Annotated in this window: 15 protein-coding genes; 5 read left to right on the top strand and 10 right to left on the bottom strand. The window is 64.3% G+C overall.

Annotated elements, in window-relative coordinates:
- Window positions 1-133: 133 nt before the first annotated feature.
- From E6G92_09545 to E6G92_09535, 3 genes are all read right to left on the bottom strand, one after another.
- On the bottom strand, window positions 134-316 hold the full coding sequence (locus E6G92_09545) for a hypothetical protein (protein ID TMJ19979.1): 183 nt from the start codon (window positions 314-316) through the stop codon (window positions 134-136).
- A 93-nt stretch (window positions 317-409) separates the two neighbouring features.
- Window positions 410-877: a hypothetical protein gene (locus tag E6G92_09540; GenBank protein ID TMJ19978.1), complete on the bottom strand. Its 468-nt coding sequence runs from the start codon at window positions 875-877 to the stop codon at window positions 410-412.
- Between the two features lie 78 nt (window positions 878-955).
- Complete coding sequence (locus tag E6G92_09535) at window positions 956-2,092, bottom strand: N-acetyltransferase (GenBank protein TMJ19977.1); 1,137 nt, start codon at window positions 2,090-2,092, stop codon at window positions 956-958.
- 144 nt (window positions 2,093-2,236) lie between these two features.
- On the opposite strand from E6G92_09535, the gene E6G92_09530 reads away from it, so the two are divergent.
- Window positions 2,237-3,061 carry a sterol desaturase family protein gene (locus E6G92_09530; GenBank protein TMJ19976.1) on the top strand — a complete coding sequence of 275 codons (825 nt, stop codon included), beginning with the start codon at window positions 2,237-2,239 and terminating at the stop codon, window positions 3,059-3,061.
- Between the two features lie 52 nt (window positions 3,062-3,113).
- On the top strand, window positions 3,114-3,476 hold the full coding sequence (locus E6G92_09525; protein TMJ19975.1) for a hypothetical protein: 363 nt from the start codon (window positions 3,114-3,116) through the stop codon (window positions 3,474-3,476).
- A gap of 18 nt (window positions 3,477-3,494) precedes the next feature.
- Here E6G92_09525 and E6G92_09520 read toward each other — a convergent pair whose 3' ends face one another.
- Both E6G92_09520 and E6G92_09515 read right to left on the bottom strand, forming a co-directional pair.
- A complete protein-coding gene (locus E6G92_09520; GenBank protein ID TMJ19974.1) occupies window positions 3,495-3,950 on the bottom strand; it encodes a type II toxin-antitoxin system VapC family toxin in 456 nt (151 codons plus the stop codon).
- Complete coding sequence (locus E6G92_09515) at window positions 3,947-4,213, bottom strand: type II toxin-antitoxin system Phd/YefM family antitoxin (protein ID TMJ19973.1); 267 nt, start codon at window positions 4,211-4,213, stop codon at window positions 3,947-3,949. The genes E6G92_09520 and E6G92_09515 overlap by 4 nt, the downstream gene beginning before the upstream one ends.
- An 87-nt stretch (window positions 4,214-4,300) precedes the next feature.
- Between E6G92_09515 and E6G92_09510 the strand changes: the two genes are divergently transcribed.
- Window positions 4,301-4,912: a thermonuclease family protein gene (locus tag E6G92_09510; GenBank protein ID TMJ19972.1), complete on the top strand. Its 612-nt coding sequence runs from the start codon at window positions 4,301-4,303 to the stop codon at window positions 4,910-4,912.
- Window positions 4,913-4,957: 45 nt separating this feature from the next.
- On the opposite strand, the gene E6G92_09505 is transcribed toward E6G92_09510, so the two are convergent.
- The 3 genes from E6G92_09505 to dcm are packed head-to-tail and all read right to left on the bottom strand — an operon-like array spanning window position 4,958 to window position 7,881.
- Window positions 4,958-6,184, bottom strand: coding sequence for a type II restriction endonuclease (locus tag E6G92_09505; protein ID TMJ19971.1), 1,227 nt, complete (start codon window positions 6,182-6,184; stop codon window positions 4,958-4,960).
- Window positions 6,171-6,674, bottom strand: a complete 504-nt coding sequence (gene vsr, locus E6G92_09500; protein TMJ19970.1) for a DNA mismatch endonuclease Vsr — start codon at window positions 6,672-6,674, stop codon at window positions 6,171-6,173. The genes E6G92_09505 and vsr overlap by 14 nt, the downstream gene beginning before the upstream one ends.
- Window positions 6,628-7,881 carry a DNA (cytosine-5-)-methyltransferase gene (gene dcm / locus E6G92_09495; protein ID TMJ20782.1) on the bottom strand — a complete coding sequence of 418 codons (1,254 nt, stop codon included), beginning with the start codon at window positions 7,879-7,881 and terminating at the stop codon, window positions 6,628-6,630. Before dcm ends, vsr begins: the two co-directional genes overlap by 47 nt.
- Window positions 7,882-8,417: 536 nt before the next feature.
- Here dcm and E6G92_09490 point away from each other — a divergent pair.
- Both E6G92_09490 and E6G92_09485 read left to right on the top strand, forming a co-directional pair.
- On the top strand, window positions 8,418-9,221 hold the full coding sequence (locus E6G92_09490) for a hypothetical protein (GenBank protein TMJ19969.1): 804 nt from the start codon (window positions 8,418-8,420) through the stop codon (window positions 9,219-9,221).
- Window positions 9,218-10,546, top strand: coding sequence for an ATP-binding protein (locus tag E6G92_09485; GenBank protein TMJ19968.1), 1,329 nt, complete (start codon window positions 9,218-9,220; stop codon window positions 10,544-10,546). The genes E6G92_09490 and E6G92_09485 overlap by 4 nt, the downstream gene beginning before the upstream one ends.
- A gap of 108 nt (window positions 10,547-10,654) precedes the next feature.
- Here the strand turns inward: E6G92_09485 and E6G92_09480 are convergent, their stop codons facing one another.
- Window positions 10,655-11,455, bottom strand: coding sequence for a hypothetical protein (locus E6G92_09480; protein TMJ19967.1), 801 nt, complete (start codon window positions 11,453-11,455; stop codon window positions 10,655-10,657).
- Window positions 11,452-12,849, bottom strand: a complete 1,398-nt coding sequence (locus tag E6G92_09475) for an MmgE/PrpD family protein (GenBank protein TMJ19966.1) — start codon at window positions 12,847-12,849, stop codon at window positions 11,452-11,454. The genes E6G92_09480 and E6G92_09475 overlap by 4 nt, the downstream gene beginning before the upstream one ends.
- Window positions 12,850-13,186 lie beyond the last annotated feature (337 nt).

The following is a 13,186-nucleotide window of genomic DNA, read 5'->3' as shown; positions in this document are numbered from 1 at the left end:
GGCCTGAGGGCCGGACCCGTGCTACGGCAGCAAGATTTACCGTGTCACGCGCGCCGCGACTCACATAGCACGGTCGCCGTGGGGCACGAATGCCCCACGGGGCGGTTTTGCGGTGAAGCGAGCCGCTTTGCGCTCAACCGCGTTTCTGGTCGCCGCGATCGCCCTGGCCCGAAGAAACCTTCGTCTTGGCCTTCTGCCGCCGGTCGGCGGCGAGGCTGCGGCCGACATCGTCCGATTCCTTGAATCGTCCCTTGCTGTCGCGGCGGACGTAGCGTTTGTCGGTGCCCGTATCGATCAGTTCGCGTGCGCTGCCCATTTGGTTGCTCCTTCAAAGCATTGGAGCAAGAACGGGCGGATTCCACGCCGGTTCCGGTCGGCGCCGCGGCCCTCGAGCCGCGGCGCCCGCGGGTCAGCAGCGCGTCGAGCGGCCGAGCGAGCCGTCGGCGTTGATGACCGTCATCGTATTCTGGTCGATCGGCGAGAGGCGGATCGTCGCCGTCGCCCGGCCGGTCATCGTCAGCCGGTCGCCGTCCAGGTTCCACAGGCCGCCTGCGCCGTTGGCGGTGATGAAGCGGCCGTCTTGGGTGAACTCGATCACGTCGCTGCAATCGCCGTCGTCCGACCAGCGGCCGACGACGAAGGCGCGGTCGAGAGTGACGGGGCCGGTGCCGGCCGGCGCCGCGCCGCCCGAATCCTTGCCCCCGGAGACGCCGGCGATTTCGTTTGAAGCCGCGCTGTTGCCGTTGGCCGAATCCTTGCCGCCGGACGCATTGCCCGCCGCCGCGTTCGCCGAACTGTCGTTCGCGCCGGCGCCGCGCTGATTGCAGCCCGCCAGAGTGATCAGCACCGCAGCAGAAGCCAGAGCCAAAACCTTCATCTCGATTGCCCCCTTAGTTGCAAAAAAGCGAATCATAATCCGGCGGAAAGAGGAGGGGAAGCTTCGAAAATGCGCCGCCTAGAGCGGCTTTTCGTAGATCCGGTAGCGCCGGTTGTTCCTGCTTTCGATCGCGTCGGCGATGGAGATCATCGGCGTGTTGTCGTCGAGGATCCAGCCGACCTCGGCGCGGACGATTCCGTAATGGCCGTAGCCCGCGCGCCGGATATATTCGATCATCATGAAGGCGAGCTGGCTGGCGAGCCGGGTCGCGTGCAGCTTGCTCACCACGCCCATCAGCGGCACGCGCCCGCCCTTGGGCCGCATCTTTCGAAGGCGCCACAATAGCTTGAACACACCGAACGGAAACAGCTCGCCCTTCAGGTCCTTGATGAACTCGTTGATGTCGGGAAGGCCCATCATGAAGGCGACCGGCTCGCCGTCATATTCGGCGATGAGGATCATGTCCTCGAGCACGATCGGCTTCAGCTTCTTGCCGGCATAGGCGATTTCGCTGTCGGTCAGCGGGATGAAGCCCCAATTGTCGGACCATGCCTCGTTGAGGATCGAGAGGATCAGCGCCGCCTCCTCGTCGAACTTCTTCTTGTTGACCTGGCGGACGCGGATTCGCGGGTTCTTCTCGCCCGAGGCGACGATCCGCTCGATCAGCGGCGGGAAGCCGTGCGAGGACGGCACGTCGTAGGTGAAAAGATCCTTGATGCCGCGATAGCCGGCGCCCTCGACCCAGGCTTCGTAAAGCGGCGAATTGTGGCCCATCATCACCATCGGCGGGTGATCGTGCCCCTCGACCAGCAGCCCCGGCTCGTCCCAGATGCCGAGCGAGAAGGGGCCCATGGAGCGGGTCATGCCCTTGGCGCGGAGCCAGTTCTCGGCCGCGGCGAACAAGGCCTTGGCGATCTCCTCGTCCTCGGCCTCGAACATGCCCCATTGGCCGATCCCGGCGCCCATATGCTCCTGGACGAGGCTGTCGACCTGGGCCGAAATCCGCCCGACGACCTTGCCGGAGCGCCTGGCGAGGAAGAAGGCGGCCTCGGCATGCTCGAACCAGGGATTCTTGCCCGGCGTGATCAGGCCGCGCACCTCGTCCTTGAGGGGCGGCACCCAATTGGGATCGGAAAGATTGAGCCTGTAGGCAAGCTCGACGAAGGCTTTTTTGTCGGCCTTGGACGCGACGGGGACGATGGTGATTTCGCTCATGAGTGGCTGATAGCCGCTCGCTTCGGGCGAGTCACCGCGCGGCGAGCAATGTCCCAAAAGCGCCATATTGCAGCTTTAGGCCGCGCTCCCATATGGAAACGGCAAAGCGCTCGCCCGCCGCGGCTGAGCGCGCTACGACGACAAATGGAAACACATGACGTGAAGACTGCACAGGAAGCCTCGGTCCTTTGGCGCCCCTCCTTCTGGAGACGCGAGCATCATCTCGACAAGATGACTCTGCGCGAGCTGGTGATCGCCTATTTCCAGTATCCGGCGATCATCGCCTATCTCGCCTTCGCGGCCCTTTCGCTCGGCCTCTACGCGTGGCGCCCCGCGCCGGCGGCGCCGACCTTGCTCGCGATTCTCGCGGCGAGCCTCGCCTACCCGCTCTTCTGGTACCTCATCCACCGCTACGTCCTTCACAGCCGCTGGATGTGGCGGCACAAATGGGCGGCGTCGACGTGGAAGCGGATCCACTACGATCATCACCAGGATCCCAACCATCTCGAGGTCCTGTTCGGAGCGCTCCACACCACGCTGCCGACGATCGCGCTGGGCGTCTTCCCGATGGGCTATGCGATCGGCTCCTTCTGGGGCGCCGGCCCCTCGGCTGCGCTCGGGACAGGCTTCATGGCGCTGGCGACGGGCATGGTCACGACCTGCGTCTACGAGTTCGTCCACTGCATCCAGCACCTCGCCTACAAGCCCAAATCGCCGCTGATCGCGGAAATGAAGAAGCGCCACATGGCCCACCATTTCCACGACGAGAACGGCAATTACGGGATCACCACCTTCTTCTGGGACAAGGTTTTCAAGACCTTCTACGACCGCCCCGAGCGGCCGAAGAAGAGCCCGACGGTGTTCAACCTCGGCTATGACGAGGAGGTGGCGCGGGAGTTTCCCTGGGTGGCGGAGCTGAGCGGGGGTGTGGCCACCGGGCATCCACGGCAGCGGGAGAAATCGGCCTGAAGTGGTACTTCAGGCCGAGCGGCGATCGTTAATCGCGCAAGAGCCTTCACTCATGGCGAGCTACCACCAAAGGGAGAACCTCTTTCAGCTCTGGGAGGCCAACGGCCGTCGCCTACCTTTTCGTGCCTGTAAGGAAACCTGGAACCCCTCGGTGTCGCAGGTTGAAGTGGAAACGATCGAGATCAAGAAGTGGCCCTATGGGACAGCGTGGGGCTGTTTCGTTCGAGCTGGCGAAAAGCAGCCCTACGGCAAAATCGCGAACGCTGGCACCTTACATGGTTCAAGGTGGATTGAGTCTCACGGACTTTTATCACCCGGCCAGGCGGTGGCGCGGGAGTTTCCCTGGGTGGCGGAGCTGAGCGGGGGCGTTGCGACGGGGCACCCGCGGCAGCGGGAGGGCATCGCCCGAAAGTAGTATTTTCGGCCGGGCCGATCAGGATTCGAGCGGAAAGCCGGCGGGATCGTCCAGCCACGGATTGAACAAGGCCGCCCCCGAGCGCGCCACATCCTTCGTGTTGCGCGTGGCGAGATAGAGGCCATGCTCGATCGCCGTCGCCGCGAGGAGCGTGTCGATGACCAGCGGAGGGTGGCCGGCCTCGGCCTTCACCCGGGCCGTAATTTCGCCCCAGCGGGCGGCGACCGCTCTCGAAACCGGCAATGTGCGGTCCTTTAACCGCTCTTCCAGCGCATCGCGAAGTCCGGTGAGGCGCGCATGTTTCGGATCGGCCGGATCGAGCAGAAAGAGTCCCTTGTCGAATTCGCCCAGGGTCAGGACGCTCAGAAAGAGCCGCTCTTCGGGCTGAACCCGAAACCATGCCTCCACCCGCGGTGCGCAATTGCGCTTGTTCAGCTCGCTGATGACGTTGGTGTCGAGCAGCCAGCCGATCAAAGATCGACGTCCCGGCCGTAATCGGGCTCGCGCGTGAGATCGAGGCCCTCGAGATCGACGCTGCGCAGGAGCTCGAGCAGGCTGGGCCGCTCCGCCGGGGCGGGGCGCAGCTTTTCGTATTGCTCGCTGCTCAGGACGACCGCCGCCTCGCGCCCGCGCACCGTGACGGTTTGCGGGCCCTCGCTGGCGGCGCGGCGCACGACCTCGCTGAACCGCGCCTTCGCATCCTCGAGCTTCCAGCGGCCCTTGCGTTCCGCGACCATCGCATCCTCATCTGACTAGCTGGTCAGATCATAGCTTCGCGAAGCGGCGTTAGCAAGTTGGATAGGTCGGCGCGCTAGTCTGCTCTGATGGGCAGACGCCGACGACAATTGCCCGCGGACTGGCAGATCTATGTCCGCCGGCGCTCGTGGAACGAGGCCCGGATGATGATCTGGGGCGGGCTCCTGCTCGGCTTGCTCGCCTTTCAGGCCACGCGCTTGTGGCCGCCACCCGAAATCGCCGTCGAGGCCCCGGCGCCGCCTGTTGCCCGTCCCGATCCCTACGCGGAAGCCGAACGCTCGCGCGCCATTCTAAGGGCGCAGGAACGGTCGCCGCAACGGGCGGAACCGGTGGGTCGCGGGCAGGCAGACACCGTGCGCGTCTCGGTTTCCGTGCGGGTGATCGACGGCGATACGTTCGACTATGGTGGTACGCGCGTCCGCGTCGCCGATATCGATACTCCTGAAGTCCATGGCCGCTGCGCCTACGAGAGCGAGCTCGCGGCCCGCGCCACCGTGCGCATGCGAACGCTCCTCGCCGCCGGTCCGTTCGAGCTGCATTGGCTTGCCAGCGGCCGCGACGAGGACAGCTATGGCCGCAAGCTCCGCATTGTCACCCGCGGCGGGCGGTCGCTCGGCGACGTGCTGGTGGGAGAGGGGCTGGCGCGGACCTGGACGGGGCGGCGGGAGCCTTGGTGCTAGGCGATCCCGCGGGGCGTCTGCAGCAGCGGGGATCGCGGCTGAGGATCAAGTCGTCAACAAGCGAACATCGCCGATAAAGCTTTCAAGCGTCTGCAAATGGGGTCTGACTGACTTGGGGAACGACTTCACTAAGCCAGTGGGGACGACCAACCGAACCCCGGCCCCAACCATTTCGGCAAATTGGTTTTCCGAAACTCCCTGCTGCAGCGTGAGGAGGTGCTTGATCGGGATCCGGTCGGCCTCGCTCACCACCTGCCTCCACCGGTCCTTGCAGGTCGTCTTCACCGCCAGCATGCGGAGCCTTCCCGTCGGAAAACTGGCGTCCTTGTATGCGGCTTCCGAGGGAAACAGGAAATCGGGCCATTTGTTTGGCTCGGACTCGGGCTGATGTGAGAAATGCTGGCCTTCCTTGAGCTGTTCCTCAATGAAGATTTGACGGGTATGCAACTCCAGCGACCTGCCTGACCGAGCTTTTCGTCGCTGCAAAATGCTTTGTGCGTGGGCCAGGAAATCATCCACGGTGGAAAATCCTGCCTTTATGGCTGGAAACTCGATCGCACGCTCGACACTCTGGAAAATCTCATATTCGCAGTCGCGTCGTCGCAGGAGGCGTTGATCGGGATCGAGGCTGGAATCAGGTCGCAGCTCAATAGCTTTTCGAACCAGCTCAAGCCCGGTGGGGAATTTCAGGAACCATGACGCGGGAATCTCGTGATCGTCGAGACGGCAGTGCGTGCGGGCCTGAAGCGGTCCCAAGAGCGGCAATTGTGCCGGCGGCCAGACAATGGCCTTGCCAGGCTCGACCGGGCCGATCCGGTCCTCAACAACGTCCTCCTCAGTCTCATGCCGGCAAACCCAGACGTGGCAGTCCCGAGCCAAACCTTGGGCGTCAAGGCCAAAGGCGAAAACGGTCAAAGCGCCGGTGCTTTCCGGGTCCAACAGAGCTGACGCCGAACCGCCCAAATTTGTGATGCGGGTTTCGTTTCGGCCGTTCTTTGGGTTCCCGTGAAATTTGTTGTTGTAGTAGATCACCCGTGCTTCTCGGTGATCCAGGTGCGAGTCCAGATAAAGGTTCAGGTGAGCATCCGGGTTCTTCACCTCTGTTCGATTGATCGATGGAAGAATTTCGAACAGAAATTCCTTCTTGAGATGCGGACCATACTGATGGGTGCCGTTAGCGAGCGTGTCATTGCCCGAGAGCCGTTTGACGTACCATACGAATCCGGCGCCGCCGAATTCATCTAGCCAATCAGTCAGCTCAATCGTCGGCATCGGTCCCCCTGATTTCCCCCGCCTGTTCGCCCGATTTAAGCCACTCGGCGGCTAATTCGACAACTTTCTCAGGTCCCAGTCGGGATCGTCCCTTTAGCGCGCACTCCCATATCTGGAGGATCCTCCATCCCTCGCTTCGAAGAGCAGCAAAATTTTCAATGTCCCGCTCGCGATTCCCGGAAATTTTCTCGCGCCAGAACAAGCCACGACTCTTCGGCCATCTGAATAGATGGCAATCATGAGCGTGCCAGAAACAGCCGTGGATCAGAATGACAGCCGAATGGCGCGGCAAGACCATATCAGGCCTGCCACGCAGCTTTCGGTCGTGAAGTCGGAAGCGATATCCCCGGGCATGCAGCCCGCGTCGGACGATCATTTCCGGCTTCGTATTAGCCCCCCTTATGCCGGACATCATCCGACTCCGGGTCGCAGAATCCACTATGTCATGCGACAAGGGCAAACTTCCGCTCAGGCGAGACCGACTTCGCATCCCGACTGATGAGCCAAGGCTTCATATGCGCCGCGATGGATTTGACGACCGGAACCACGACGGCATTGCCAAACTGCCGATAGGCTTGCGTGTCTGAAACAGGTATCGATATTTCTGTTTTCCCCGGTGCCTCGAAGCCCATCAGTCTCGCGCATTCCCTTGGCGTCAGTCGACGGGGATTTTTCCCAAGCTGTTGCACCAGTATCTCTGAGCCGTCCTTATAGTATCGAGCCGAAAGGGTGCGCGCGACATCATCGGGACCGACCAACCCAAAGCCGAACCCGTTTCCCCGCTCCTGATGCTTGACCGCGTATTTCTGAAGATAGCCCCACAAGTGGTCCGTGAGCGTATATTTTTCGAGAACTCGACCTCGGCTATCCGTGTACGACTTGTCTTCCGGTTCGCTGCCGTCTTCGGGGTGCAAGACGCTCGATAGGCGAGGTCCCGTCATGGGGTCTGGCACTACCAAACTCTCAAAATCGAAACCATCATCGTCCTTGAAGCCGGCAATGAAAATTCGCTCGCGATTTTGTGGCACGAAAGATTTGGCATTAATAACTCTGCAGTGGACCTTATATTTTAACTCGTCCTCAAGAGTTCTGCAAATTACGTCGAAAGTACGCCCTCCATCGTGATTTACCAAGTTCTTTACGTTTTCCAGAAGGAAGGCGCGCGGCTGATGATGCTCGATAATTTCTGCGACGTTGAAAAAGAGTGTGCCTTGGGCCTCGCAGCGAAACCCGTGCGGACGATTTAAGGCATTCTTCTTCGAGACGCCCGCAATCGAAAATGGCTGGCAGGGGAATCCGGCAAGAAGGACATCATGCTTGGGAATCTGAGCCAGAGGGACCTTGGTAATGTCCCCCGCTAGAGGGTGCTCAAAACCAAAGTTGGCTCGATATGTCTTTTGAGAATACCGATCCCACTCGCTGGTGAAAACGCATTCGCCACCGACCGGCTCAAAGCCCCGACGTAGCCCTCCTATTCCCGCGAACAGATCGATAAACGTGAAGCTTGGTTCGGATGCCTGCCCGGAATTCGGCTCCGTCCGCTCCACGGCCTCGTTCCATCGTGATGCGCCCAGCAGTTTTTCAAGCACGAGCGGGGAAGGATCACAGCCCGCCTCGCTAAAATCTTCGTAGCGTCGGGCTTGCCGCGCCGAGACGTACGCCAGCGTGGCAACTTCGTCGAACGAGAGCCCTGCCATCTGCCGCAATCTCTGGAATTCCAGTCGGGCCTGGATGTTCATGCGGCGTCTCCCTGGGTCTGTTTCTGTCATAATGTCATAACGAGTCCCGCCGGAAGAACAAGAAGGAAACAGAGCTGTGGCGGGCTAGTCCCGGCCGGTGTCGCGGTCGCGGGTCAGATCGAAGCCGGACAGATCAACGCTCCGCAGGAGTTCGAGCAGAGAGTCTTGCTTCTTATCGGTCCGATGCTCGCCAGTCTGTGGCGGCTCTTTTGGTTTCTTGGCCATCACATCTTCACCGGACCCCTCAATGGATCACAATCTGTCAGAACACTAGTCCCCGAGATACGTAAAACCAAACCGGTAAAAATATTTTCCCACCCCCTTGCAAAATTGGCTTTCGTTTGCGATCCTCCTTTGTTCCGATTCGCGGGCGAGGCAGGATAACGATGGACCAAAAAGGACAAAAACAGAACAGGAAGAAGCCCTCGGCGCGTCGAACAGGCCCCGGCCAAGGCTGGCGCAAGGGTTTGCGCCTCACTCTCGACGGCCGCCAGATGGCGGCGTTCGTTGCGGCGGTCGAGGGCGGCGCGCTGATTGCCGACGCGGCTCGGGCCGCGGGAGTGGCGCTTTCGACGCTCTATTACCGGCGCGACCGGGATCCGGCGTTCGCGGCGGCCTGGGCCGAGGCGGTGGTGAAGAGCGGCGGGCCGGTGCTGGTGCTGGGCCAGTGCGGGCGGCGTTACCAGAAGCAGCGCAGCCGCCGGATGCGGTTCACCCGCGAGCGCAAGCAAGCCTTTCTGGATCATTTCGCGGGAAGCTGCAACCTCGCGGCGGCGGCCGAGGCGGCGGGCGTCTCGGTGGACTCGGTCTACGATCACCTGATGAACGATCCGGCGTTCGCGCAAGGCTTCGAGGCGGCGCTGCAGACCGGCTACCGGCTGCTCGAGGCCGAGACCCTGCAACAGCAGCGCGCGGCGCAGGAAGCCTATCGGATCCGCCCCAAAAGCGGGGCGGGCTTTGCGCAAAGCTTCGAGCGAAGCCTGCAATTGCTTCGCGAATATAAAAGCGGCGGCGCGGACGGGCGGATCGGGCGGCGCGCGCCGAAGCGCGTGCGCGAGCGCTGGACATTCGAGGAGGCGATGGCGGCGCTGGAGAAGAAGCTGACGGCGTTCGAAAGGAATGAGCGGCGGCGGGGGAAGGCGGCAGCAGAAGAAGGCCCCGCTGCGCGGGGACCCACCCCCGGCCCCTCCCTTAAGGAAGGGAGGGGGGAGTGTGGAGAGTCCGGGGCGGAAGGGGCCCCTCCACCAGCCTGCGGCTGGTCCCCCTCCCCCGGAAATCCGGGGGAGGATTTGCGGTGAGGGAGGAGAAATGGCGCAACTTGTTGCGGCGGGCGATGCAGCTGCGGGCGCACGAGCGGCGGCGGCTGTTCGAACTGCTGCCGCCGCCGGCGATCCGGGCGATCGACGAGGAATGGGGCTGGCAGCGGCTCGACGGGCAGATCGAACCCGAAGGCGAGTGGCGGATCTGGCTGCTGATGGGCGGGCGCGGCTGCGGCAAGACAAGGTGCGGGGCCGAATGGGTGTGGAGCCTCGCGCGCGCGCATCCGGACGCGCGGATCGCGCTGGTCGCGGCGAGCCTGGACGAGGCGAGGCGGGTGATGGTCGAAGGCGAGAGCGGGCTGCTCGCCGCCGCGCGGTCGGACGAGGCGCCTCTCTGGCGGCCGAGCAGGGGGGAGCTTGCCTTCCCCTCCGGAGCGGTCGCTCAGGCTTATTCCGGCGCTCACCCGGCGATGCTGCGCGGGCCGCAGCACCATTTCGCCTGGTGCGACGAACTGGCCAAGTGGCGGCGGGCGGGCGAGGCCTTCATGAACCTTCGCATGGGGCTTCGGCTGGGGACCAGGCCGCGAATCCTCGTGACGACGACGCCGGCGCCGGTGCGGGCGCTCAAGGCGATCGTGGCGGCTCCCGACACGGCGATGACGGGCGGGCGGACGGCTGACAATCCGCACAATGCCGAGGATTATCTGATCGCGATGACCGCCGAATATGGCGGCACGCGGATCGGGCGGCAGGAGCTGGACGGCGTGCTGTTCGAAGACGTGGAAGGGGCCTTGTGGGAGAGAGAGATGGTGGAGAGGCTGAGGTCGCCTGAAATGGGGACAGTTGCCGGCAACTGTCCCCGGCTGATGCGGATCGTGATCGGGGTCGATCCGCCCGCATCGGCGGCGGGCACGTGCGGGATCGTCGCCTGCGGGATGGACGCGGACGGAATGGCCTACGTGCTCGGCGACCACAGCATCGAGGGGGCGACGCCGAACGGGTGGGCGCTGAAGGTCGCGGCGGCGGTGGAGCAGTGGGGCGCCGACCGGGTGATCGCCGAGAAGAACAATGGCGGCGACATGGTGGGGAGCACGCTCGCCGGGGCGGCGCCGCATCTGCCGGTGCGGCTGGTCAGCGCCAGCAGGGGGAAGGTCGCGAGGGCGGAGCCGATCGCCGCGCGCTTCGAGGCCGGGCAGGTGAAGATCGCCGGGCGCTTTCCCGAGCTGGAGGACCAATTGTGCGGGATGACGGCGGGCGGCGGCTATTTCGGGCCGCGGGATTCGCCCGACCGGGCGGACGCGATGGTCTGGGCGCTGACGGAGTTGTTCAGGCCGAAGCGGGAGCCGCGGATCCGGGTGCTTTAGGGATATCCATGCGAGCCTGTCATTGCGAGGAGCGGAGCGACGCGGCAATCCAGCGGGCCTCGAAGCGGCACTGGATTGCTTCGCTATGCTCGCAATGACGGGGTCGCGCTAGGCCGCCGTGCCCTCTCTTGCCTTCACTATTTTATTGGCCAGATCCCAGTCCACCTGGCGGTCGACGTCGATCGGCCCTTCGGCGAAGGGCATCAGCACCGGGGCGGTCCTGAGGCCGAGGGTCCGGGAGAGGGCCTTCATCACCGTTCGAAGCGTGAACAGGCGGCTCTTGTAGAGGAGGAAGGCGAACAGGCCGAAGGCGCCGATCAGGCGCTTCGGCTTCTTGCCGAACTGGCCGCCGGAGTTGAAGATCTTCGCGCCGTCGAGCGATTTGGGGGTGAGCAAAGCGTAGAGGTTGCAGCTCGAAAAGGCGCCGTCGCGAAAGCGGTGGAAGGCGCGGTTTCCTTCGGGATATTTTTCGAGCACGAAGCGCGCCGGCGTGAGGCCGATCGCTCCGTCCTCGTCGAGCCCGTCGAGCGAATCGCAGAAATAGCGGACCATCTCGCCGGTGTGCAGCGCGTTGTCGCCGGTGGTGACGACCAAAGGAAGCATATCGGGGCGAGCGACCGCGGCGACGCTGGCGCCGATATTTTCGCGGGTGGGGACATAGTCGATGGCCCCGGCGCCGGGGAGGCCGGCGAGGAGCGCCTTCGCCTCCGCGATACTCTCCGCCTCGATGCCGACGACGATCCGCCTGAAGCGGCCCGCCGCGATCACCGCCTCGACCACGCGCTCGAGCATCGGCCGGCCGGCGATGTCGATGAAGCATTTGTGGGAGACTCCGCCGGCCTGGGCCAGCGGATCGAGATTGCCGCGGCTCGCGGCGAGGACGAGGGCGGTGTAGCGCGTGTCGCTCATGACAGCGCCTCGTAGAGCGCGGCCGTGAGCGGTTCAATCGTGGGAAGATCGGCGAGGCGCTCGAGCGCGTCCCGCAGGGCGGCGGCGCGGGGCGCGGGGAGGAGACCGGCGGTGCAGCCTTCGAACTTCGCCCAGAGCTCGGCGTCGGTGAACGGGCGGGCGAGGCTTCCGGCGGGCCAGGGGATTGCGGTTTCGAGCGTTCGGCCGTCGGTCAGGCGGACCTCGACCTCGGTCGGGAACTCGCCCTCGGCCTTGTCGACGGGGACGCGGTGGATGCGCGGATAGAGCGCACGGATTTCGGGGCGCATCGCCGCCGCGTCGGTGAAGTCGGCGAGGGTGCAATTGCCGGTGATTGCGAGGCAGGCGAGGCCGTATTCGAGGCTGAACTTGGCCTGCAGAGCGTCTTTGGGATCGGCGTACATCAGATTGTTGAGGTGGGTGACGGGGGCGCGGACGTGGATTTCGGCGATGTCGGCGGGGCCGAAGCCGTGGGCCTGGATCAGCTCCGCGAGGCCGTCCATCGCGCGGTGGGCGCTGCCGCAATTGGGGAAGCGCTTGAGCTTGAGGCCGCTGGAGAGGAGGAGGAGCGGGTCACCGACTCTGGCGGTCTCGAAGCGGAGGTTCTGGCCGTGCTCGACGTGGCTCAGCGTGTCGCGCAGCTGCTCGTAGTCCGGGCCGACCATCAGCCGGTTCATGCCGGTGGGCCCGTCGAGCGTAAAAAGGCCGGCGTCGATCCCGGAGCGGGCGAGGCTCGCGGCGAGGATTCCGGATTTCGCGGCGAGGCCGGCGTGCAGCGGCTTGGCCATGGTTCCGAACTGGCTCATGAAGCCGGCGGCCATGCTGGTCGCGAGCGAGACGGCGTGGGCGGCGGAGCGCGCGTCGAGCCACAACAAACGCGCGCAGGAGGCGGCGGCGCCGATCGCGCCGACCGTTGCGGTGGCGTGCCAGCCGCGGTTGCGGTGCGCGGGGTTCACCCCCTGGCCGACCCGGCCGAGGATCTGGAGGCCCGCGACATAGGCGTCGAGGCATTGGCGGCCCGAGGCGCCTTCCTGCTCCGCGAGGGCGAGGATTGCGGGGACGAGCACGGCGCTGGCATGGGCCTTGGCCGGATCGAAATTGTCGTCGAAATCGAGCGCGTGGGCCGCGGTGCCGTTGACGAGGGCAGCCCACGGGGCGGGGAGTCGGGCGCCCTGGCCGATGGCGGTGGAGCTGCCCGAGCCCCAGCCGGAAACGGCGGCGAAGACCTTGCGGGCGACGGGCTCGACGGCGCCCGGGACGGCGACCGCGATCGTATCGACGAACGCGCGACGCGCCGCCTCCCACGCCTCGGCGGGCCAGTCGGCGGGCGTTTCGGCGAGCCAGGCGCCGTAGGCGAGGATTGGATTGTCGGTCATCGGGGGGCGATTAGCATTGCGGCCGCGGTCGGAACAGAGAGCAGCATCGTTGCCTGCCTCGGAGGGCCCATGCTCTTTCTGACTGAAAGTGGCCGGTTACGGACTGGCAGCTATGGGTAGCGCAAGTGCGAAAGCGGACATCGCCGAGGTCGATCGCCGGGGGCTTGCAACAGGCGGTCTGCAGAATGTCAGGCGTTCAGAATCTCCTGGGATAGCTGCCGTTCAGTGCTGCCCTCGTGATTGACAGGCCGCTATTGATGACTGCCGCTCGCAACCTCTCGCCAAAATCGCTTTGCTAAATCCTCTTGCAGCGTCGACTTCCCACACTAGGCTAATA

Source organism: Alphaproteobacteria bacterium, from assembly GCA_005883305.1.
In the GTDB taxonomy this organism is placed as follows: domain Bacteria; phylum Pseudomonadota; class Alphaproteobacteria; order Sphingomonadales; family Sphingomonadaceae; genus Allosphingosinicella.
Note: the sequence above shows the minus strand (reverse complement) of the source record. Positions and strands in the feature narration are given on the sequence as shown.

Excerpts from the sequence above, each read along its gene's own strand:
- E6G92_09545 (TMJ19979.1), bottom strand. The coding sequence starts at position 316 with ATGGGCAGCGCACGCGAACTGATCGATACGGGCACCGACAAACGCTAC.
- E6G92_09540 (TMJ19978.1), bottom strand. The coding sequence starts at position 877 with ATGAAGGTTTTGGCTCTGGCTTCTGCTGCGGTGCTGATCACTCTGGCG.
- E6G92_09535 (TMJ19977.1), bottom strand. The coding sequence starts at position 2,092 with ATGAGCGAAATCACCATCGTCCCCGTCGCGTCCAAGGCCGACAAAAAA.
- E6G92_09530 (TMJ19976.1), top strand. The coding sequence starts at position 2,237 with ATGGAAACACATGACGTGAAGACTGCACAGGAAGCCTCGGTCCTTTGG.
- E6G92_09525 (TMJ19975.1), top strand. The coding sequence starts at position 3,114 with ATGGCGAGCTACCACCAAAGGGAGAACCTCTTTCAGCTCTGGGAGGCC.
- E6G92_09515 (TMJ19973.1), bottom strand. The coding sequence starts at position 4,213 with ATGGTCGCGGAACGCAAGGGCCGCTGGAAGCTCGAGGATGCGAAGGCG.
- E6G92_09510 (TMJ19972.1), top strand. The coding sequence starts at position 4,301 with ATGGGCAGACGCCGACGACAATTGCCCGCGGACTGGCAGATCTATGTC.
- E6G92_09505 (TMJ19971.1), bottom strand. The coding sequence starts at position 6,184 with ATGCCGACGATTGAGCTGACTGATTGGCTAGATGAATTCGGCGGCGCC.
- vsr (TMJ19970.1), bottom strand. The coding sequence starts at position 6,674 with ATGCGAAGTCGGTCTCGCCTGAGCGGAAGTTTGCCCTTGTCGCATGAC.
- dcm (TMJ20782.1), bottom strand. The coding sequence starts at position 7,881 with ATGGCAGGGCTCTCGTTCGACGAAGTTGCCACGCTGGCGTACGTCTCG.
- E6G92_09490 (TMJ19969.1), top strand. The coding sequence starts at position 8,418 with ATGGCGGCGTTCGTTGCGGCGGTCGAGGGCGGCGCGCTGATTGCCGAC.
- E6G92_09480 (TMJ19967.1), bottom strand. The coding sequence starts at position 11,455 with ATGAGCGACACGCGCTACACCGCCCTCGTCCTCGCCGCGAGCCGCGGC.
- E6G92_09475 (TMJ19966.1), bottom strand. The coding sequence starts at position 12,849 with ATGACCGACAATCCAATCCTCGCCTACGGCGCCTGGCTCGCCGAAACG.